At 57.7% G+C, this 19,398-nt stretch carries 20 protein-coding genes; 7 read left to right on the forward strand and 13 right to left on the reverse strand.

The annotated features are described in order from the left end of the window. Positions 1-20: 20 nt before the first annotated feature. The gene (locus PZBJ_RS15175; RefSeq protein ID WP_101763159.1) at positions 21-608 is read right to left on the reverse strand and encodes a Yip1 family protein; all 588 of its coding nucleotides are present in this window, start codon (positions 606-608) and stop codon (positions 21-23) included. 166 nt (positions 609-774) lie between these two features. Between PZBJ_RS15175 and PZBJ_RS15180 the strand changes: the two genes are divergently transcribed. Next, the gene (locus PZBJ_RS15180) at positions 775-1,350 is read left to right on the forward strand and encodes a DedA family protein (protein ID WP_101763160.1); all 576 of its coding nucleotides are present in this window, start codon (positions 775-777) and stop codon (positions 1,348-1,350) included. Here the strand turns inward: PZBJ_RS15180 and PZBJ_RS15185 are convergent, their stop codons facing one another. After that, on the reverse strand, positions 1,351-2,127 hold the full coding sequence (locus PZBJ_RS15185) for an SDR family oxidoreductase (RefSeq protein WP_101763161.1): 777 nt from the start codon (positions 2,125-2,127) through the stop codon (positions 1,351-1,353). It lies immediately after the preceding gene. A 117-nt stretch (positions 2,128-2,244) separates the two neighbouring features. Here PZBJ_RS15185 and PZBJ_RS15190 point away from each other — a divergent pair, with 117 nt between their 5' ends. Further along, positions 2,245-4,059, forward strand: coding sequence for a glycoside hydrolase family 15 protein (locus PZBJ_RS15190; RefSeq protein ID WP_101763162.1), 1,815 nt, complete (start codon positions 2,245-2,247; stop codon positions 4,057-4,059). Between the two features lie 196 nt (positions 4,060-4,255). Next, positions 4,256-5,308, forward strand: a complete 1,053-nt coding sequence (locus PZBJ_RS15195) for a L,D-transpeptidase family protein (RefSeq protein ID WP_101763163.1) — start codon at positions 4,256-4,258, stop codon at positions 5,306-5,308. Positions 5,309-5,391: 83 nt separating this feature from the next. Here the strand turns inward: PZBJ_RS15195 and PZBJ_RS15200 are convergent, their stop codons facing one another. After that, on the reverse strand, positions 5,392-6,417 hold the full coding sequence (locus tag PZBJ_RS15200; protein WP_101763164.1) for a transporter: 1,026 nt from the start codon (positions 6,415-6,417) through the stop codon (positions 5,392-5,394). Between the two features lie 162 nt (positions 6,418-6,579). Between PZBJ_RS15200 and PZBJ_RS15205 the strand changes: the two genes are divergently transcribed. Next, positions 6,580-8,190 carry an inorganic phosphate transporter gene (locus PZBJ_RS15205; protein ID WP_101763165.1) on the forward strand — a complete coding sequence of 537 codons (1,611 nt, stop codon included), beginning with the start codon at positions 6,580-6,582 and terminating at the stop codon, positions 8,188-8,190. Positions 8,191-8,234: 44 nt separating this feature from the next. On the opposite strand, the gene PZBJ_RS15210 is transcribed toward PZBJ_RS15205, so the two are convergent. The 4 genes from PZBJ_RS15210 to PZBJ_RS15225 form a co-directional block, all read right to left on the reverse strand. Further along, complete coding sequence (locus PZBJ_RS15210) at positions 8,235-9,443, reverse strand: MFS transporter (protein WP_101763166.1); 1,209 nt, start codon at positions 9,441-9,443, stop codon at positions 8,235-8,237. A gap of 126 nt (positions 9,444-9,569) precedes the next feature. Beyond that, the gene (dusC, locus tag PZBJ_RS15215; RefSeq protein ID WP_101763167.1) at positions 9,570-10,526 is read right to left on the reverse strand and encodes a tRNA dihydrouridine(16) synthase DusC; all 957 of its coding nucleotides are present in this window, start codon (positions 10,524-10,526) and stop codon (positions 9,570-9,572) included. 4 nt (positions 10,527-10,530) lie between these two features. Continuing rightward, positions 10,531-11,919, reverse strand: a complete 1,389-nt coding sequence (gene rhlE / locus PZBJ_RS15220) for an ATP-dependent RNA helicase RhlE (protein WP_008102680.1) — start codon at positions 11,917-11,919, stop codon at positions 10,531-10,533. A 215-nt stretch (positions 11,920-12,134) separates the two neighbouring features. Continuing rightward, positions 12,135-12,527 carry a YbhQ family protein gene (locus tag PZBJ_RS15225; protein ID WP_101763168.1) on the reverse strand — a complete coding sequence of 131 codons (393 nt, stop codon included), beginning with the start codon at positions 12,525-12,527 and terminating at the stop codon, positions 12,135-12,137. A 177-nt stretch (positions 12,528-12,704) separates the two neighbouring features. Between PZBJ_RS15225 and PZBJ_RS15230 the strand changes: the two genes are divergently transcribed. The 3 genes from PZBJ_RS15230 to PZBJ_RS15240 are packed head-to-tail and all read left to right on the forward strand — an operon-like array spanning position 12,705 to position 15,681. Then, complete coding sequence (locus PZBJ_RS15230; protein WP_101763169.1) at positions 12,705-13,466, forward strand: endonuclease/exonuclease/phosphatase family protein; 762 nt, start codon at positions 12,705-12,707, stop codon at positions 13,464-13,466. Continuing rightward, positions 13,463-14,707: a cardiolipin synthase ClsB gene (clsB, locus tag PZBJ_RS15235; RefSeq protein WP_101763170.1), complete on the forward strand. Its 1,245-nt coding sequence runs from the start codon at positions 13,463-13,465 to the stop codon at positions 14,705-14,707. Before PZBJ_RS15230 ends, clsB begins: the two co-directional genes overlap by 4 nt. Further along, positions 14,707-15,681 (forward strand): lysylphosphatidylglycerol synthase domain-containing protein, encoded by a 975-nt coding sequence (locus tag PZBJ_RS15240; protein ID WP_101763171.1) that lies wholly within the window; start codon positions 14,707-14,709, stop codon positions 15,679-15,681. Before clsB ends, PZBJ_RS15240 begins: the two co-directional genes overlap by 1 nt. Positions 15,682-15,738: 57 nt before the next feature. Here PZBJ_RS15240 and PZBJ_RS15245 read toward each other — a convergent pair whose 3' ends face one another. The 6 genes from PZBJ_RS15245 to moaB form a co-directional block, all read right to left on the reverse strand. After that, positions 15,739-16,446 (reverse strand): Bax inhibitor-1/YccA family protein, encoded by a 708-nt coding sequence (locus PZBJ_RS15245; RefSeq protein WP_101763172.1) that lies wholly within the window; start codon positions 16,444-16,446, stop codon positions 15,739-15,741. Between the two features lie 63 nt (positions 16,447-16,509). Beyond that, positions 16,510-17,604, reverse strand: a complete 1,095-nt coding sequence (locus tag PZBJ_RS15250; protein WP_101763173.1) for a DUF1615 domain-containing protein — start codon at positions 17,602-17,604, stop codon at positions 16,510-16,512. A gap of 80 nt (positions 17,605-17,684) precedes the next feature. Further along, the gene (gene moaE, locus PZBJ_RS15255; protein WP_206098219.1) at positions 17,685-18,140 is read right to left on the reverse strand and encodes a molybdopterin synthase catalytic subunit MoaE; all 456 of its coding nucleotides are present in this window, start codon (positions 18,138-18,140) and stop codon (positions 17,685-17,687) included. Beyond that, entirely contained in the window at positions 18,140-18,385 is a 246-nt protein-coding gene (moaD, locus tag PZBJ_RS15260; protein ID WP_101763175.1) for a molybdopterin synthase sulfur carrier subunit, read from the reverse strand. The genes moaE and moaD overlap by 1 nt, the downstream gene beginning before the upstream one ends. Then, entirely contained in the window at positions 18,378-18,863 is a 486-nt protein-coding gene (gene moaC, locus PZBJ_RS15265; RefSeq protein WP_101763176.1) for a cyclic pyranopterin monophosphate synthase MoaC, read from the reverse strand. The genes moaD and moaC overlap by 8 nt, the downstream gene beginning before the upstream one ends. A 2-nt stretch (positions 18,864-18,865) precedes the next feature. Further along, the gene (moaB, locus tag PZBJ_RS15270; protein WP_101763177.1) at positions 18,866-19,381 is read right to left on the reverse strand and encodes a molybdenum cofactor biosynthesis protein B; all 516 of its coding nucleotides are present in this window, start codon (positions 19,379-19,381) and stop codon (positions 18,866-18,868) included. Positions 19,382-19,398 lie beyond the last annotated feature (17 nt).

A 19,398-nucleotide genomic window follows, 5' to 3' on the forward strand; every position in this document is an offset into this window, starting at 1 on the left:
TGATGCCGACCAGGCCTTCCTCAGAACAACCGTGGCCCGTAACCCCACAGAACCACCGTCAGCGCCAGCAGCACTTCAAACACCAGCACACCAATCGCCAATGTCGATCCGGAGAAGCGCAAGCTCTCATCACGGTCGATGCTCAGGAACACCGGGATGCCGACGTAAAGCAGATAACCGGTGTAAACCAGCGCCATCGCGCCCACCAGCACGCACAGCCACACCAGCGGATAGAGCGCCACCAGCCCGCTGAGGAACAGCGGCGTGGCCACATAGCCAGCAAACACCGTACAGCGCTGCAAGCTGGGACGCTGCGGATAGTTACGCGCCATCCAGTGGATCACGCGGCCCATTACCGCCACGCCACCGAGGATAATCAGATAGAACAGAATGCCGAGACCGATACCGGTCAGTAGATTGAGTTGTACAAACTGCCCTTCGCCCAGATTCCAGCCCAGCTGCGTGGTACCGATAAAGGCGCAGATCACCGGGATCGCCGCCATTAGCAGAACATGATGGGTGTAATGGTGCGAAACGCTCTCATTTTCCTGTTTAATATCGCGCATTTCCTGACCTGGATGCGCCAGTAAACCCCAGACATGATTCATACATTTACTCCTTTGCTGCGATGGGCTGCCCTTACAGCCAACGGCCTGATCAACGGAGGCAGCGTTAGCTCAAGTATAATCGTCGTCACCGTTTTTGCGGGCCACCACACAAATTAAGCCGCTGGTATACACTAATAGCGATTTCACACTTTGCAGGGAGGATAATTTGCATCTCGATATCAATGGATTAATCACCCAATACGGTTATCTGGCGCTGCTGATTGGTTGTATTGCCGAAGGGGAAACGTTCACGTTGTTAGGCGGTGTGGCGGCGCATGAAGGCTTATTGCACTTCAGCGGCGTGGTGCTGGCGGCGATGGTCGGCGGCATTATTGGCGATCAGCTGCTGTTCTGGCTGGGACGCCGTTATGGCACGCGCATTTTGCGCCGTTTCAGTAAACATCAGGAAACAATTGGCAAGGCTAAGCGGCTAATTCAAAAACACCCGAGCCTGTTCGTGATTGGCGTGCGCTTTATGTACGGCTTCCGCATTGTCGGGCCGATCATTATTGGCACCAGCCGCCTCAAGCCGCTGCGTTTCTTCATTCTGAACGTGGTTGGTGCGGCGCTGTGGGCGCTGATCTTTGTCTCGCTTGGCTACTTTGCCGGACAGATTGTCGCGCCGTGGCTGCACAAGATCGATCAGCACCTCAAGCCGCTATTGTGGCTGGCGGCGGCGGTGATTTTTGGCATCGTCTTGCGTTACATCATTCGCCACTGGAATCACCGCCGCGCCGGTTGATTACGCGTGGTACCCCTTAAACTGCGGATTGGCCAACATAAAACCACCGTCGACAATAAACGATTGTCCGGTGGTATAAGTTGCCCACTCCGAACAGAGCCATGTCACTAAACTCGCCACTTCACGCGTATCGCCGGGACGCCCAATCGGGATTTCCGGCATACGTCGTCCTTGCTGGTCATCTTTCATATCGTTCATCGCCGTGGCAATTGCGCCCGGTGCGACCGCGTTCACCAGAATATGGTGCGGTAAGAGACTCAGCGCCATCGATTTGGTCAAGCCGCCGAGCGCATGTTTGGCAGCGGTATAGGCGGAGGCATCCGGCAGCGGCGTGTGTTCATGCACCGACGTAATGTTGATGATGCGTCCGCCGTCGCCCTGATCAACCATATGACGCGCGGCAATCTGCCCGCAAAGAAACGCGCCATCGACATCCACGTTGAACACTTTGCGCCAATCCTCAAAGGTGACATCGAGAAAGTCGGCTTTGGTCATCACGCCGGCATTACACACCAATACGTCAATGCGCCCCAGTGAGTTGATCAGCTGCGTCAGTTGCTGTGCGCCGGCTTGCGGATCGGAGAGGTCAACCTGCCGCACCTGCGCCTGCTGTCCACGACTTTCCACCATGCGCGCGGTTTCCTGGGCGCCCTCTTCATCCGAACTCCAGGTGATGCCCAGCGTATAACCCGCTTCGGCCAGCATCACCGCACAGCTGCGGCCAATGCCTGAACTGGATCCGGTAACCACAGCGACTTTCTGTTTTCCTAAGCTCATAACATTCTCCTGATTGAGGGTGTCTTTACAGTATAGAAGTTATCCTTCTGTGCCTCGGGGCCGCCGAATCTGCCGTTTCGTCTATAGTTACCAATTACCTACGGCAAAGGGGGCACGATGAGCGAGATTAAACGCAGAATAGACGACCATGGCGTGATTGGTGATTTACGCACCTGCGCACTGATTGCTAACGATGGCACCATCGATTATCTCTGCTGGCCGGCGCTCGATAGCCCGTCGGTTTTCGCCGCGCTACTGGACAGCGATGAGGCCGGCCTGTTCTCCCTCGCGCCGGACTGGAAAAATGCCCGCCAGCAACAGCTCTATTTACCGGATACCAATATTCTGCAAACCCGCTGGCTGGATGACGCGGGCGTGGCAGAGATCACCGATTACATGCCGATCTGCGATGAGCAGAGCAAAGTGCCGCGTATCGTGCGCCGCGTAAAGATGGTACGCGGCACCGCCACCTTTCATCTGCTGTGTGCGCCACGCCACGACTACGCGCGTGCCGAAACCACCACCGAACTGCGGCCCGGCGGTATCGCCTTCCTTGCGTCGGGGCAACCGGCGTTGCGCCTCAGCGCTTCGGTGGTGATGACGCGCGAGAACCACAGCGCGGTAGCGGAATTTACCCTGAAAGCCGGGGAAACCGCTGAGTTTGTCTTTGGTAACGATGACGATCCTAACGTGGCCACCATCGCCACCGAGCACTGTTTTCATGACACGCTGGAGTACTGGCGACGCTGGAGCAGCCACAGTTCCTACCGCGGCCGCTGGCAGGAGATGGTGACGCGTTCGGCGCTGGCGCTGAAGTTACTCACTTCGCATCAGCACGGTTCCATCGCCGCCGCCGCTACTTTCGGCTTACCCGAAGAGTTGGGCGGCGAGCGCAACTGGGATTATCGCGCCTCGTGGATCCGCGATGCCTCATTCAGCATGTACGCGCTGATGCGCCTCGGCTACACCGAAGAAGCGCGCGACTTTACCAAATGGGTCGGCCGCTGCGTCGAGCACAGCCACGACGATACGCCGCATCTGCAGGTGATGTATCGCCTCGACAGCGGTACCGAACTGCACGAAACCGAGTTGCTCAATCTTTCCGGCTACGCCAATTCACGTCCGGTGCGCATCGGCAATGATGCCTGGCGCCAGACGCAACTCGACATTTACGGCGAATTGATGGATGCCATCTACCTCGCCAATAAATATGGCGAGGCAATTTCGCATCGCGGCTGGAAGTATGTGTCCGATATGATCGATTACGTCTGCGTGAACTGGAATCAGCCCGATGCCGGGATCTGGGAAATGCGCGGCGAGCCGGAACATTTCCTGCATTCACGCCTGATGTGTTGGGTCGCGCTCGATCGCGCACTGCGCCTTGGCCTGAAACGTTCGCTACCGATGCCGTACGACCGCTGGGATAAGGTGCGCAGCGAGATCCGCGACGATATCTGGCAGAACTTCTGGAACCCGGAGCTGGGCCATTTCACCGCGACGCGCGGCGGCAATTTCCTGGATGCTTCAATGCTGCTGATGCCGCTGGTGCGCTTTGTCAGCTCCACCGATCCCGACTGGATTTCGACGCTGGACGCGATTAAAACGCATCTGGTGAGCGACGGTTTAGTCCGACGCTATAACATTCACGAGACGCCTGCCGATGCTTTAACCGGCGGAGAAGGATCTTTCGGTGCCTGCTCATTCTGGTATGTGGAGTGTCTGGCGCGAGCCGGTCGCGTACATGAGGCGCATTTTGAGTTTGAAAAGCTGCTGAGTTACGCCAATCCGCTTGGTTTGTACGCCGAAGAGTTCACTTCACACGGCGAAGCGTTGGGTAACATGCCGCAGGCGTTGACGCATCTGGCGTTAATCAGTGCCGCTTTTTTCCTCAATCGCAAACTGAGTAATGAAGTGACGCTGTGGCAGCCGTGAAAATTCACATTTTGGGCTGCGGATCGAAGGGAATTGTCGGGTAAAGACAAGGAATTGCGTAAAGTATATGCAGCCAGTAAAAATCCTGATTTCCATCAATGCGCCAATGCACATATAATGCGCAGCGGGTCATACTGACCACGATGGATTCGACACACTGACAAGCCTGAAACATGGCCATAACGACTTGAAAAACATGAAAATGAGCATTCGCGCGTTCGCTTCACTCGCCCTCGCACTGGCGGCGTTCAGCCAGTCGGCATTTGCAGTAGTCTATCCGCTGCCGCCGGCTAACAGCCGTCTGATCGGCGAAAACATTGAAATCACTGTCCCTGATGACAGCAAACTTCCGCTGGAAGCCTTTGCTGCACAGTATCAGATGGGCCTCAGCAATATGCTGGAAGCCAATCCGGGCGTTGACGTTTATCTGCCAAAAGCTGGCACTAAAATGATCATCCCACAGCAGCTGATTCTGCCTGACGCGCCGCGTGAAGGCATCGTGATCAACAGCGCTGAGATGCGTCTTTACTACTACCCGAAAGGCACCAAGACCGTGGTCGTGCTGCCAATCGGTATCGGCGAGCTGGGTAAAGATACGCCGGTCAACTGGACGACCAAGGTTGAGCGTAAGAAAGATGGCCCAACCTGGACGCCAACCAAAGCGATGCACGCAGAATATGCGGCACGCGGCGAGAGCATTCCTGCGGTGTTCCCGGCGGGTCCGGATAACCCGATGGGCCTGCACGCGCTCTATATCGGCCGCCTGTATGCGATTCACGGCACTAACGCCAACTTCGGTATCGGCCTGCGCGTAAGCCACGGCTGTGTGCGTTTGCGTGCTGACGACATCAAATGGCTGTTCGACAACGTGCCAGTTGGCACCCGCGTACAGTTCATCGATCAGCCGGTGAAAGCCACCGTTGAGCCAGATGGTTCGCGCTACGTGGAAGTACACAATCCGCTGTCGACCACCGAAGAGCAGTTCAATTCACGCGAAGTGGTGCCGATCAACCTGACTTCCGCTGTGACCAAAGTGATTGCCGATGCCAGCACCAACCAGGATGCGGTCAACAACGCTATCCAGGCGCGTAACGGTATGCCGATCAAAATCAACGGTCCAGCTGGCGAAGTGCAGCCAGCACCGGTGCCGGTTCAGGAGTCTTCTGACGCATTGCCGAAAGAAGAGCCAATGACGCCGCAAGGTATCAACGGCGCAGCGCCAGCAGCGCAGCCGGCCACCAGCCTGTAATCGTGAGTTAAGAAGCGCAATAAATTGCGCCGCTACAGATACATGCACCTACCGTAGCGGCGCGATTCATCGCGCAACGTCAATCAATCACGCGGTCGTCGAAACGCCAGCCAACCCGCCACCAGGGTAAACGCCAGTACTACTAACACCAGCAGCAAAAAGCCGTGCGGATTATTCGCCAGCGGAATCCCGCCCACGTTCATGCCAAAAAATCCCGCCACGATATTGATCGGCAGCGCCAGCACGGTGATCACCGTCAGCAAAAACAGCGTGCGGTTGCTCTGCTCCATCAATCGTGCGGCAATCTCTTCCTGCAGCAAACGAATCCGCTCCATCAAACTCGCCAAATCATTCAGCGCCACGCTGAACTCTTCGGTGAAAATTCGCAGCTCGCCCAGGGGTTCACGCTTTAGCCATTTGGGCGGACGATTCAGCAAGCGGAACAGCGCCGCCGGTTCCGGTGCCAGCAAACGCTGCACGCGCAGCAGCATACGACGCAGTTGTCCCAGCTCGCGGCGATTGGTTTTGATCGCCGCACTCAGCAAGCGCTCTTCAATCGCATCCACCGCCTGACTGGAACGCCGCACCACTTGCTCCAGCTGCGCTTCCTGCTCGCCAAGCAGCCACAGCAGCATCGCATCCGGCTCGGCGAACTTCAGTTCATTCATCTGCTGATGCATGCGTTCGATCATGCCAACCGGGCGAAAACGCGCGGTGACCACCACACGCGGGCAGCACCACATCCACAACGTGGCGTTCTGGGTGCTGCGCTCCTCTTTACTGAAGGTGACGTCATTGAGTACAGCCAGCAGCGCATCGTTTTGCTGGGCTAAACGGGTGCGCGGCGAAGCAGAATGTATCTCGTCGAAAAAATCGTGGTCTACGCCAAAGTGGTCCTGAACCCAGCGTTCAGCACGCGCGTGATTAAGGTTGATGTGCAGCCAGATAAAGGTCGACTCCGGCAGCTGCTGCTGCGATAGCTGGGCCGCTTCGCGTGCATTGAGCCGCTGTGGCAGCGACGCGGGCGTAAACAGATAACCATGAATCAGTCCGGCGACGTCGTTATTGAAGTCCGGCAGCGAGGCGAGCGGTAGTACGGGCTGGAGCATTAGCAGGTCATTCCCGAGCGGTCAGATCCACAGCGTGCGACAGGGATGTTGCAGCAAGATGACACCGGGCGTGCGCCATCATCATTCTGTCATACAAACCACGTATCACACTGCCATTAACGGGTGCCGTTCGAGCATCGTGAGTTAACACTGAGGTGTTTTATGGCTGAAAACAGTTTACCTGCATCGACCTCCTCGTCCCACAGCGGACGCCCGAACCTTAACCGCGGCAACGGCCCTGCCTCACGTCTGATCTTTGTACTGTTGCTGATCGCTGGCCTGCTGTATGCCGGCATCAACCTGTTTAATGACGTTGAAGAGACCGGTGCGCCGGTCACCAGCTACATACCGTTCCTGCTGCTCGGCGTGGCGCTGATCATTGCGCTCGGTTTTGAATTTGTGAACGGTTTCCACGATACCGCCAACGCCGTCGCCACGGTGATCTACACCCATTCACTGTCGCCGGGCGTGGCGGTGATGTGGTCCGGTTTCTGTAACTTTTTGGGCGTGCTGCTCTCCAGCGGCGTGGTGGCGTTCGGCATCATCTCGCTGCTGCCGGTGGAGTTAATTCTGCAAGCGGGCAGCGGCCACGGCTTTGCCATGGTCTATGCGCTGCTGTTCTCGGCGATTATCTGGAACCTCGGCACCTGGTATTTTGGTTTGCCGGCCTCCTCTTCGCATACGCTGATCGGTTCGATTATCGGCGTTGGCGTGGCGAACGCCTTGCTGCATGGCCGCAGCGGTACCAGCGGCGTGGATTGGGATCAGGCAATTAAAGTCGGTTACGCATTGCTGCTATCGCCGATTGTTGGCTTCGTCTGCGCCGCGCTGCTGCTGCTGGCGATGAAAGCCTTTATCCGCAATCGCCAGCTGTATGAAGCGCCGAAAGGTAATCAGCCGCCACCGGTATGGATTCGCGGCTTGCTGATCCTCACCTGCACCGGCGTATCGTTCGCGCACGGCTCGAATGACGGGCAGAAGGGCATGGGCCTAATCATGCTGATTCTGGTCGGCACCATGCCGATTGCCTACGCGTTGAACCGCTCGCTGCCGCCGGAGCAGATTCCGCGCGTCGCCGCCTTGACCCAGGTGACGGAACAGCAGCTGCTGACGCTGCAACCGGCGCCCGCCGCCATGCCCGCGCCGCGCGAGGTGCTGACCGAATTCGTGCGCACCAGCCAGACTCGTCCACAGGTGTTGCCGGCGCTCGGCATGATGCTGGGCGATATCGGCGACCAGATTCGTCGCTACGGCGCAGTGGAGAATATCCCGGCGCAGGCGGTGACCAACACGCGAAACGACATGTATCTGGCCTCCGAAACCATTAAGCATCTGCAAGGCGCCAAAGTAGCGCTGCCGGAAGAGACCGCGCGCAACCTGGCGGCGGTGAAGAAAGAGCTGGATGCCGCCACGCGCTTTATCCCGATGTGGGTGAAAGTGGTGGTGGCGATCGCGCTGGGTCTCGGCACCCTGGTTGGCTGGCGTCGCATTGTGGTGACAGTGGGCGAACGCATCGGTAAAACCCATCTGACCTACGCGCAAGGTGCCAGCGCTGAGCTGGTAGCGATGGCGACCATCGGCGCGGCCGACGCGTTTGGCCTGCCGGTTTCTACTACGCATGTGCTCTCATCCGGCGTCGCAGGTACGATGGCCGCCAACCGTTCAGGTCTGCAACTTGCCACCATCCGCAATCTGGCGATGGCGTGGGTGCTGACGCTGCCGGTGTCCGTGTTACTTTCGGGGTTGCTTTACGCCCTGTTTATCCACTTTTAACTGCGGTAAACAACGGCGGCGCACGGGGGTTTGCCGATGAAGCGTTATTCGCTCAGCGCTTGCGCGGCCGTCTGCCGGCCGTGTTGCTGGTGCAGACGCAGCGTGATAGCAAACGCGCCCAGCACCATCAGCGCCGCCGCCAGATAGACCGATTGCATGCCCCAATGCCCAATCAGCAAGCCCGCCACCGGACCGGTTAATCCCAGTCCTAAATCAAGAAACGCCGAATAGGTGCCGAGTGCCGAACCCTGATCCTGCTGCTGTACACGCTTCACCGCTTCCACGCCCAGCGCCGGGAACACCAGCGAGAAACCGCCGCCGGTGAGGAACGCGCCCAAATCCACCAGCCAGATGCTGTCGGCCTGCCAAATCAGCAGCAGTCCGGCACACTCCAGCACAAATGACACCAGCGACACTTTCAGGCCACCGAAACGCGTGATGTAGCGACCAAAACCGAGACGCACAATCACAAAGCCGAGGCTGAACAGCGTCAGCGCGAACGCCGCACCGCTCCAGTCGCGGCTGGCGAAATAGAGCGTGATAAAGGTGGAAATTACGCCGAAACCAATGGTGCCAAAGCCAAGCGCCAGCCCAAACATCCACACGCGGCTGACCACGCGATGAAACGGAATGCGCACGCCGGCGGAGACGCTGACGCCCGCTTTGCGACTCGCCATCCAGAATCCGGCAACGCCCATGATCGCCACTAAACCAGCAAAGCCGCTGATGCCAAACCACTGATTCAGCAGCACGCCGAGCGGTGCACCAATCGCCATGGCGAAATAGGTGGCTACGCCGTTCCACGAGATCACCCGCGCGGTTTGCAGCGGACCGACAATGTTCATGCCCCACAGCGTCGATCCGGTACTGCTGAAGCTTTCGCCCACGCCGAGGAACAAGCGCCCCGCCGCCAGCAGCGCCAGGCTCAGCAGCGGCATGTCGCTGCACAGCGCGGCGATAATCGATAACACGCCGCTCATGCCGCAGAACACCAATCCCATCATCACCACGCGCTTCGGACCAAAGCGATCCGCCAGACGACCGGAGTGCGGGCGGCTTAATAACGTAGCGAAATATTGCAGGCTGATGATTAATCCGGCGATGAACGAGCTGAATCCAAGCTGGTTATGCACGAATCCCGGCAGCACCGCGAGCGGCAAACCCACCGAAAGGTAGCAAAAGAAGGTGAAAACAATGACGGAGAGAATACGTTTATTTAACTGAGCGTTACTCAGTACAGCGGCGTCAGACATGGAAAGTGGCGTCGGGGATCAGGATTAAAGTAGGCGGTCACTATAACCTTAGCGTGCTAAGAGATCGCGGGTTTTTTAGTTATAAAGTTTATGCACTTGTTGAGAAGGTCGCCATGAATGGCGACTCTACGAGGATTTGATTATTGCTGCGGCATGGCGCTCGATTGCGGTGGCGATGTCGGCGGAGACTTTGAGGGTGCGCACTTCGCTGAACAAGCCGTCGGCTTGGTGATACGCCTTGCGCAGGTAGCCAAGCCACTGCTTGATGCGCGCGACATGATACATGCCGGTATCGCCCTGCTTTTCCAGCTGAGTGTACTTCAGCAACAAGGCAACCACGTCGGGCCACGCCATCGGCGCTTCGTTGTACTTCACCACGCGCGCCAGATTCGGCACGTTGAGCGCGCCGCGCCCTATCATCACCGCATCGCAGCCGGTAATGCGCATGCAATCCTGCGCGTCCTGCCAGTTCCAGATCTCACCGTTGGCGATCACCGGAATGCGCAGACGCTGGCGGATTTCGCCAATCGCCTGCCAGTTAATGCTGTCGGCGCGATAACCGTCTTCTTTAGTACGACCGTGCACCACCAGCTCGCTGGCACCAGCTTGCTGCACCGCATCGGCAATCTCAAAACGACGATCGCCAGAATCCCAGCCTAACCGCACTTTTACCGTCACCGGCAGATGATCCGGCACCGCTTCACGCATCGCTTTCGCGCCGCGATAGATCAGTTCGGGATCTTTCAGCAAGGTGGCACCGCCGCCGCTGCCGTTGACCAGCTTCGACGGACAGCCGCAGTTGAGATCAACGCCCCAGGAACCGAGTTCCACCGCGCGCGCGGCGTTCTCGGCCAGCCACTCGGGGTATTGCCCGAGCAGCTGCATGCGAACGCGCGTGCCTGACGGCGTGCGGCTGTGGTTATGCAGCTCAGGACACAAACGATAGAAGGATTTTACCGGCAGCAGCTGATCGACCACGCGCAAAAACTCGGTCACGCACAAGTCATAATCATTCACCCCGGAGAGCAGCTCACGCACCAGCGAATCAAGCACGCCCTCCATCGGCGCCAGCAACACCCTCATGACGTTAGGCGTTCCCGGTTTTCTTTGGTGCCGGACGACGACGACCGCTGTTGGCGGCTGGCGCAGCCTGGCTTGCGCCCTGCGCTGGACGACGCGCGGAACGCGCTTCACCCTGCGGACGTGGCGCATTGCCGCTGTGCGGGCGAGAAACGTTGCCGCCCTGACCGCGACCCTGGCCTTGACCACGTCCACCTTGACCGCGACCGCCGCCCTGCTGCTGACGACCGTTCTGGATTGGCTCGGCTTTGATGCTGGGATCGACTTCGAAACCAGGCAGCTCGATGCGCGGGATTTCACGCTTCAGCAGACGCTCAATGTCACGCAGCAGTTTGTGTTCATCAACACACACCAGCGACAGTGCCGCGCCGGTAGCAGCCGCACGGCCGGTACGACCGATACGGTGCACGTAATCTTCCGCCACGTTTGGCAGCTCGTAGTTCACCACGTGTGGCAGCTCTTCGATATCCAGACCACGCGCCGCGATGTCGGTCGCGACCAGTACGCGAATGCCGCCGGATTTGAAGTCAGCCAATGCACGGGTACGCGCGCCCTGGCTCTTGTTGCCGTGGATCGCGGCGGCGGTGATGCCGTCTTTGTTCAGCTGCTCAGCCAGATGATTGGCGCCGTGTTTGGTACGGGTGAATACCAGCACTTGCTGCCAGTTATCACGACCAATCATCAGCGACAGCAGTTCCCGCTTGCGCTTCTTATCCACGAAATGCACTTGCTGTGAAACTTGCTCAGAGGCGGTGTTACGACGCGCAACTTCAACCTGTTCTGGGTTGGTAAGCAGTTTTTCCGCCAGCGTTTTGATCTCGTCAGAGAAGGTGGCAGAGAACAGCAGGTTCTGACGCTTAGCAGGCAGACGCGCCAGCACGCGACGGATGTCGTGGATGAAGCCCATATCAAGCATACGATCCGCTTCATCCAGCACGAGGATTTCAACCTGTGACAGATCAACCGCGTTCTGGTGCGCCAGATCGAGCAGACGGCCCGGTGTCGCCACCAGCACGTCAACGCCGCCGCGCAGTTTCATCATCTGCGGGTTGATGCTCACGCCGCCGAATACCACCAGCGAACGGATATCGAGATATTGGCTGTACTCACGCACGTTCTCGCCAACCTGAGCCGCCAGTTCGCGGGTCGGAGTCAGGATCAACGCACGCACCGGGCGGCGGCCACGCGCCGTGGACGGTTTTGCAGTCAGACGCTGCAGCAACGGCAGCGTAAAGCCGGCGGTTTTACCGGTGCCGGTTTGGGCGCTCGCCAGCAGGTCACGACCAGCCAGCACCACAGGAATGGCCTGACGCTGAATCGGCGTCGGCTCTTGGTAGCCTTGTTCTGCTACCGCACGCAAAATATCGGCACTTAAGCCGAGAGAGTCAAATGACATGCAGGTGTATTACTCCGAACCGTCCTGACCGCCGTAGGCGATGTAGTTTTCAGGAGGGATATGACGCAAGCGCGGGGCTCACGTGTGAAAAGGGCACAAACTACCATGCGTAAGGGCGCGAGTTTAGCAGCTTTCCGCGCAGACAGCATCCATAAAAAAAGGAGCCGCATTGGGCTCCTTTTTGTCAGGTCCGCAGGGTTGCGGTCCCTAATCGATCAACTGCGCTTCTTCTCGATGCGCTGAACCGGCTCTTTCGCCAGCAGTGAAACCAGCGCCGGTCCCACCAACATCACCACGCCGAGGAGACCAATCAGCAGGTTGTTATGGATAAAGCGGGAGATCAGGAACAGCGTTAACATCGCTGCGCCAAAGTAGTAAGTGGTGGTCACCTCTTCGAGGGAATCACCCATTCTACGTAAACGGGCACTACGCTGCATGACCAGCATGGTAATGAATACCACCGCATAAGCTGCCACCAGGGTACTGCTCACTTCAACCAGCGCCCTATGTTTCCAGCCCCAAACCAGTGCGGCAATCACCAGCAGGTGCATTGCAATGTGCAAACAAGTTTGTCCGGTAACAATCTGAACACGATTAGACCATTTCATTCTCTTCTCCTGGCAGACCCAACAGGTCGCCCAAGTGTATCTGGCTGGAGGCCAGACGAACGTCCTCAATGTAAAGCAAATTTCGGATTACGCCCTAATTTTCTGCCCTTAACACCATCCATTTGTGACAAAGACTACACTTTGTGCTGTTGATGATGAAAAGGAGCGCGTCGAAGTATGCCACAAAATACGCAAGGATTTTCATTTAAAGTCCTGACGATCAATACCCACAAGGGTTTCACCAGCTTTAATCGCCGCTTTATCCTGCCGGAATTGCGTGATGCTGTTCGCGCCACATCGGCGGATATCGTCTTCCTGCAAGAGGTAATGGGTACCCACGCCATCCATTCGCTGCACATTGAAAACTGGCCGGAAACCTCCCATTACGAATTTCTGGCCGATACCATGTGGAACGATTTTGCCTATGGCCGCAACGCGGTTTATCCCGAGGGACATCACGGGAACGCGATATTGTCACGCTTTCCCATCGTTGAATATGAAAACCGCGATATTTCCGTCGCCGGAAGTGAAAAACGCGGCATGTTGCACTGCCAAATCCGCCTGCCGGATCGGGCGGAACCGCTGCATGTGTTCTGCGTACATCTCGGTCTGAAGGAGAAACATCGCCAGGCGCAGATGAAGATGATGTGCGACTTTATCGATACGCTGCCGCCCGATGCGCCTTTGGTGGTGGCCGGTGATTTTAATGACTGGCAGGTCAGCGCCAATCGCTTTCTCAAACGCGCGGTGGGCTTAGAGGAAGTGTTCAGCATCAAAACCGGCCGCCCTGCCCGCACCTTCCCGGCGCGTTTTCCGCTGTTACGGCTAGATCGTATCTACATCCGCAACGCTACGGTGAGTAAGCCGTGGGCGCTGCCGGTTAAACCCTGGTCTCACCTGTCCGATCATGCGCCGTTAGCGGTGGAGATTTTCCTATGAGTTTCAATTGGCGCGACGGTAATCAGCTCCGTCTGTTAGAAAATGGTGACCAGTTTTTCCCGCGCGTATCAGGCGCGATCCAACGCGCCGAGCGCACGCTGCTGCTGGAAACCTTCATCCTGTTTGAGGACGAAGTCGGCAACGATCTGCACGAACAGCTGCTCAAGGCGGCGCGGCGCGGGGTCAAAGTCGAGGTGATGGTCGATGGCTACGGCTCGCCAGATCTCTCCGACCGATTTGTGGATAGCCTGACGGCCGCGGGCGTGCGCTTTATCTATTACGATCCGCGTCCGCTGGTGCTCGGCATGCGCACCAATGTGTTTCGTCGCCTGCACCGCAAGATTGTGGTGATCGATGAACAGATCGCCTTTGTCGGCGGCATCAACTTCTCCGCTGAACATAACATCGATTTCGGTGCAGAGGCCAAACAGGATTATGCCGTGGAGGTGAAAGGCCCGGTGGTGCTGGATATTGCCCAATACGTGCAGCAACAAATGGGCAGCGAACAGCACACGCGGCGCTGGTGGGGTGCGCGCTCCCATCGCCCGGCGGTCAACGCCATGCCCGGTGAAGCGCAGGTGTTGTTTGTCTACCGCGATAACGACGAACACCGCGACGACATCGAACAGCACTATCTCGCCATGCTGCGCAAAGCACAGAAGGATGTGATTATTGCCAACGCCTACTTCTTCCCCGGCTATCGTCTGCTGCGCGAAATGCGCAGCGCGGCTCAGCGCGGCGTGCGCGTCAGGCTGATTGTGCAGGGCGAGCCCGATATGCCGATCGTCAAAGTCGGTGCCGAGCTGCTGTACAACTACCTGGTCGATGGCGGTGTGGAAGTGTATGAATATTGCCGCCGCCCGCTGCACGGCAAAATTGCGGTGCAGGATCAGCAGTGGTCCACCGTCGGCTCCAGCAACCTCGATCCACTGAGTTTATCCCTCAATCTGGAAGCCAATTTGATGGTGCACGATCGCGCTTTCAACCAGACACTGCGCGACAATCTGGAACTGCTGATTCAGCAGGACTGCGTGCGCGTGGAGGATGACAAGCTGCCGCCGCGCAACTGGTGGCAGCTCACCAAGGGCGTGATTGTGTTCCACTTTTTACGTCACTTCCCGGCTATTGCCGGATGGTTGCCTGCGCACACGCCACACTTGTCGCAAGTTGCTCCCCCCGTACAACCCGAAATGGAAACTCAGGATCGGGTTGAAGCCGATAATTCAGGAGCAAAATCCTAATGTCGAAAAAGAATCCGCGCTGGCAACTGGCGAAGAAAATCCTCACCTGGCTGTTTTTTATTGCGGTGATTGTGCTGCTGGTGGTGTATGCGCGCAAGGTGAACTGGGAAGACGTCTATACGGTGATCGTCGGCTATAACCGCTATGTGGTGCTAAGCGCTGCTGCACTAGTGGTGGTGAGTTATCTGACCTATGGCTTGTACGACCTGATTGGACGAGCCTACTGCGGCCATAAGCTGGCGAAGCGCCAGGTGATGCTGGTGTCGTTTATCTGTTATGCCTTCAACCTGACGCTCAGCACCTGGGTTGGCGGCGTGGCGATGCGCTATCGGCTCTACTCAAGACTGGGTTTGCCGGGCAACACCATTACGCGCATTTTCTCGCTGAGCATCGCCACCAACTGGCTCGGCTATATTCTGCTGGCCGGCGTGGTGTTTGCGGCGGGCATGGTGCCGATTCCCTCCGGTTGGTTCATTGGTGAAACCACGCTGCGCATCATTGGCGCGGTGCTGCTGGTGATGGTGGCGGTCTATTTGTGGGCTTGCGCCTTCGCGAAGAAGCGCCGCTGGACGGTTAAAGGCCAGCATCTGCAGCTGCCTTCGCTGCGCATGGCGCTGTTCCAGTTTGCGGTCTCCTGCGCCAACTGGATGGTGATGGGCATGATTATCTGGCTACTGCTGGCGCGTCAGGTGGATTATCCGATTGTGTTAGGCGTGTTGCTGATCAGCAGTATCGCCGGTGTGATCATTCACATCCCGGCCGGGATTGGCGTGCTGGAAGCGGTATTTTTGGCGCTGCTCAGTGGGCAACACGCCTCGCACGGCACCATTATTGCAGCGCTGCTGGCTTACCGCGTGCTCTATTTTATTCTGCCGCTGTTGGTGGCGCTGGTGCTCTATTTGTGGCTGGAGAGCCGCGCGAAGCATTTACGGCAGAAGAATGAGCAGAAGATGGAGAAATCGGTATCGCGGTGAGTTTGTGCGGAGTTCCCCTCTCCCGCAGGCGGGAAAGGGGACAGTCTGGTGCGGGATTTAGCGGCGGTTGCCGAAGATGCGCAGCAGCATCAGGAACAGGTTGATGAAGTCGAGATACAGCGTTAACGCACCCATGATTGAGGCGCGACGCAGGTTCTCTTTGTCATTGACGTTGATATTCTCGCCAATCGCCTTCAGCCTCTGCGTGTCATAGGCGGTTAAGCCAACAAACACCACCACGCCGATATAGGTAATCGCCCACATCAGCGCCGGGCTTTTCAGCCAGAAGTTCACCAGTGACGCCAGCAAAATACCGATCAGCGCCATAAACAGCAGGCTGCCAAAACGGCTCAGGTCGCGCTTAGTGGTGTAACCGTAGAAGCTCATGGCACCGAACATCCCGGCCGTCACGAAGAAGGTGCTGGCGATGGATGAGTAGGTGTAAACGAGGAAAATACTCGCCATGGTTAATCCGGTTAGCGCCGAATAGAGCATAAACAGTGCGGTGGCGACCGCGCCGCTCAGGCGATGCACCATGCCAGACAACACAAACACCAGCGCTAACTGCGCGATGATCAAGCCAAAGAAAGTGATGCGGTTAGCAAACACCAGTTCCATTACTGCAGGTGTGCGGGCAGCAAACCACGAAACAAACGCGGTGAGCAGCAAGCCGCAGGTCATCCAGCCATACACCTGCGCCATGTAGGTCTGCAGCGAGGTGGATGCCTGCTGCACAATTGAATCATTACGTGGATATCGATCCATGAAGCGCCTCATTAGCGGTTACGTTAACAAACTCTGTAAGTGTGGAGTGTACACCCGTTTGCGTCAACGGCGCGTCAAGCACTGTTGATAGCGGCCATTTACGCGCTGAGCAAACCACGCGGTAGTGAGATTGCGGGTGATTTTCGGGCTCTCCAGCTTGATGCCCGGCAGCATTTCGCGCGGCAGACGTTTTCCGGCCATCTTATCGGCGAGGATAAAGGTCTGCTTCCACAGCGTGCTGTTAGCAAAATCTTCGCTGTCGCCCTTCTCCAGATCGCGGCGGATTTCGCGATTGCTCATATCCAGCTGCTTGCTCAGGCTGCGCACCGCCAGTTCGGTGGAACCGGCCTGATCGCTGCCATAGACGATCAGGTCGCCATCCAGTGCCAGCTTGATGCCGCTGGCGCGCGCGATGGCCGCCTGAAATGCGGCGTTGCGGCTGGCGTACCAACCGGCGTTGAAGTCGGCGAAGCGATACAGCGGCTGGCTGTAATCGGCCGGGTAGCCAAGCAGATGCAGCGTGCCGAAGTAGATACCACCGCGACGAGTGAAGACTTCACGACGAATCGAGCCGTCAACCGCATACGGATAGCCTTTGGCGTGCGCTTCCGCAAACGCAATGCTGACCTGCATCGGCCCGCCGGTATGAATTGGGTTGAGGTTGCCAAACAGCTTTTGCCCCATCGGCACCATATCGATGAAATCATCAAAAATGGCGCTCAGCTCTTTCTCGCTGCGCACCTTATCCAGACGTGCGGCATAGCTTTCGCCATTCGGTGATTTGATCAGCAGTGCGGTGCGCACCAGAAATGCCGGCACATGCACTTTGGCGGCGCGGCGATCAATCTCGCCCCAGGCGATTTTCGGTAAGCCCGGCACCACCGCATCGGCGCTGAAGTTAGACTCCTGATCGGTAACGGCAATCACCGCGCAGAGGTTGCTGACGCTGGCATCAATTTGCTGCACGCGGAACGCGGTATAGATATCGTCGGCCCAGGCGGATTTCTGTTTAACGTCGCTGGGCAACAACTGCTGGATTTGGCTTTTTACATCGGCGGGCTGACGCGCGGGCGCCTGCGGCTCTTTTTTCGTGCTACAACCGGCCAGCACCAGCGCAGCCAGCAAAGCTGCGCCTTTCATCATCTTGCTCGTGTTCATCCTGCTCCCTGACGCCAACAAAAACCGTACCTTAACGTTTTCAGTGGCCTGCCGCTATCGGAGCGGGAGGATTTTGCGCGCTAGCTCCAGCGTTCAGCGGCCTGATGATCGCTATCACGGGCATCAACCCAGCGGTCGCCTGTGGCGGTGGCTTCACGCTTCCAGAACGGCGCGCGGGTTTTCAGGTAATCCATGATGAACTCGGTGGCGGCGAATGCGCTGCCGCGATGCGCGCTGCTGACGCCCACAAACACGATCTCATCGCCGGGAAACAGTTCGCCAACGCGATGGATCACCGTAACCTGCTTCAGCGCCCAGCGCTGACGCGCGTCTTCCACGATCTCCGCCAGCGCTTTTTCCGTCATGCCGGGATAGTGCTCCAGCGTCAAGGCCGCCACGCTGGCACCGAGATTGTGATTGCGCACTTTGCCGGTGAAGGTGACGACCGCACCATCGCTGTCATGGGCGGCGAGTTTTTCGTACTCTTCGCCGACGTTGAACGGCTCTGAACCCACACGAATCCGCGTTTCCATCATCAGCCTCCCGTGACCGGCGGGAAAAAGGCCACTTCATCACCCGCACGCAGCGGATGACTCATCGGCACCAGCGTTTGGTTTACCGCCGCCAGCAGCTTGCCGGATTCCAGCGCCAGCGCCCAGCGATCGCCCTTCTCTGCTAACGCCGCGCGCAGCGTGGCGACATCGGCGTAGTCAGGCTGCAAATCCAGTGAAGCGGTGCCGGTTAATTCCCGCACCTGAGCAAAAAACAGCACCTTAATCATGGCTCACCGCCCTGAAGTCGCCGGATTTGCCGCCGCTTTTAGTCAGCAAACGCAGCTGGTCGATGACGATGTCTTTTTGCACCGCTTTGCACATGTCATAGATGGTCAGCGCTGCGACGGACGCCGCCGTCAACGCTTCCATCTCAACGCCGGTTTTGCCGGTGAGACGACAGAGTGAGGTGACGCGCACGCGATTATGCTGCGGTTCCGCCAGCAAGGTAACCTCCACTTTGCTCAGCATCAGCGGATGACAGAGCGGAATCAGTTCCCAGGTGCGTTTTGCCGCCTGAATACCGGCGATGCGCGCGGTGGCGAACACGTCACCTTTGTGATGGCTGCCGTCAATAATCATCTGCAGCGTTTCGGCGCTCATCAGCACCAGTGCTTCGGCCTGCGCTTCGCGCACCGTTTCGGTTTTGCCAGAGACATCCACCATGTGGGCTTCGCCAGCGGCATTGATATGAGTTAACGATGACATGCTTACAACTTCTTCAAATGTGAGACGAAATTACACGGACGCGTACGCGCATCCAGCTGATCTTCGATAATGCGCTCCCAGGCGCTGCGGCAGGCGTTGGTCGATCCCGGCACGGCAAAAATCAGCGTCTGATTGGCTAATCCAGCCACCGCGCGCGACTGCAGCGTCGAGCTGCCGATCTCTTCATAGGAGATCATGCGGAACAGCTCGCCAAAGCCTTCGATTTCGCGGTCCAGTAGCGGCAGCAACGCTTCTGGCGTGCTGTTTTTGCTATTGAAACCGGTGCCGCCGTTAACGATCACCACTTGCACATCGTCGCTGGCAATCCAGCGCGATACCGTGGCGCGAATGCGATAGCGGTTATCTGGCACAATCGCGCGATCAACCACCTGATGCCCGGCTTCCGCCAGCGCTTCACGCAGATAATCGCCCGATGTGTCATTGCTGGCATCGCGGCTATCCGAGACGGTCATCACCGCCACATTTAAGGCGACAAATTCGCCGGAAGGTTTACCCATGGCCGTAACTCCTGTGT

The sequence above is a fragment of the Pantoea endophytica genome (assembly GCF_002858935.1).
Taxonomy (GTDB): Bacteria; Pseudomonadota; Gammaproteobacteria; order Enterobacterales; family Enterobacteriaceae; genus Pantoea; species Pantoea leporis.

Bases quoted from the DNA above. Each gene is read 5' to 3' on its own strand.
- PZBJ_RS15175 (WP_101763159.1), bottom strand. From the start codon at position 608: ATGAATCATGTCTGGGGTTTACTGGCGCATCCAGGTCAGGAAATGCGC.
- PZBJ_RS15185 (WP_101763161.1), bottom strand. From the start codon at position 2,127: ATGAGCTTAGGAAAACAGAAAGTCGCTGTGGTTACCGGATCCAGTTCA.
- PZBJ_RS15190 (WP_101763162.1), top strand. From the start codon at position 2,245: ATGAGCGAGATTAAACGCAGAATAGACGACCATGGCGTGATTGGTGAT.
- PZBJ_RS15195 (WP_101763163.1), top strand. From the start codon at position 4,256: ATGAAAATGAGCATTCGCGCGTTCGCTTCACTCGCCCTCGCACTGGCG.
- PZBJ_RS15200 (WP_101763164.1), bottom strand. From the start codon at position 6,417: ATGCTCCAGCCCGTACTACCGCTCGCCTCGCTGCCGGACTTCAATAAC.
- PZBJ_RS15205 (WP_101763165.1), top strand. From the start codon at position 6,580: ATGGCTGAAAACAGTTTACCTGCATCGACCTCCTCGTCCCACAGCGGA.
- PZBJ_RS15210 (WP_101763166.1), bottom strand. From the start codon at position 9,443: ATGTCTGACGCCGCTGTACTGAGTAACGCTCAGTTAAATAAACGTATT.
- dusC (WP_101763167.1), bottom strand. From the start codon at position 10,526: ATGAGGGTGTTGCTGGCGCCGATGGAGGGCGTGCTTGATTCGCTGGTG.
- rhlE (WP_008102680.1), bottom strand. From the start codon at position 11,919: ATGTCATTTGACTCTCTCGGCTTAAGTGCCGATATTTTGCGTGCGGTA.
- PZBJ_RS15225 (WP_101763168.1), bottom strand. From the start codon at position 12,527: ATGAAATGGTCTAATCGTGTTCAGATTGTTACCGGACAAACTTGTTTG.
- PZBJ_RS15230 (WP_101763169.1), top strand. From the start codon at position 12,705: ATGCCACAAAATACGCAAGGATTTTCATTTAAAGTCCTGACGATCAAT.
- clsB (WP_101763170.1), top strand. From the start codon at position 13,463: ATGAGTTTCAATTGGCGCGACGGTAATCAGCTCCGTCTGTTAGAAAAT.
- PZBJ_RS15240 (WP_101763171.1), top strand. From the start codon at position 14,707: ATGTCGAAAAAGAATCCGCGCTGGCAACTGGCGAAGAAAATCCTCACC.
- PZBJ_RS15245 (WP_101763172.1), bottom strand. From the start codon at position 16,446: ATGGATCGATATCCACGTAATGATTCAATTGTGCAGCAGGCATCCACC.
- PZBJ_RS15250 (WP_101763173.1), bottom strand. From the start codon at position 17,604: ATGAACACGAGCAAGATGATGAAAGGCGCAGCTTTGCTGGCTGCGCTG.
- moaE (WP_206098219.1), bottom strand. From the start codon at position 18,140: ATGATGGAAACGCGGATTCGTGTGGGTTCAGAGCCGTTCAACGTCGGC.
- moaD (WP_101763175.1), bottom strand. From the start codon at position 18,385: ATGATTAAGGTGCTGTTTTTTGCTCAGGTGCGGGAATTAACCGGCACC.
- moaC (WP_101763176.1), bottom strand. From the start codon at position 18,863: ATGTCATCGTTAACTCATATCAATGCCGCTGGCGAAGCCCACATGGTG.
- moaB (WP_101763177.1), bottom strand. From the start codon at position 19,381: ATGGGTAAACCTTCCGGCGAATTTGTCGCCTTAAATGTGGCGGTGATG.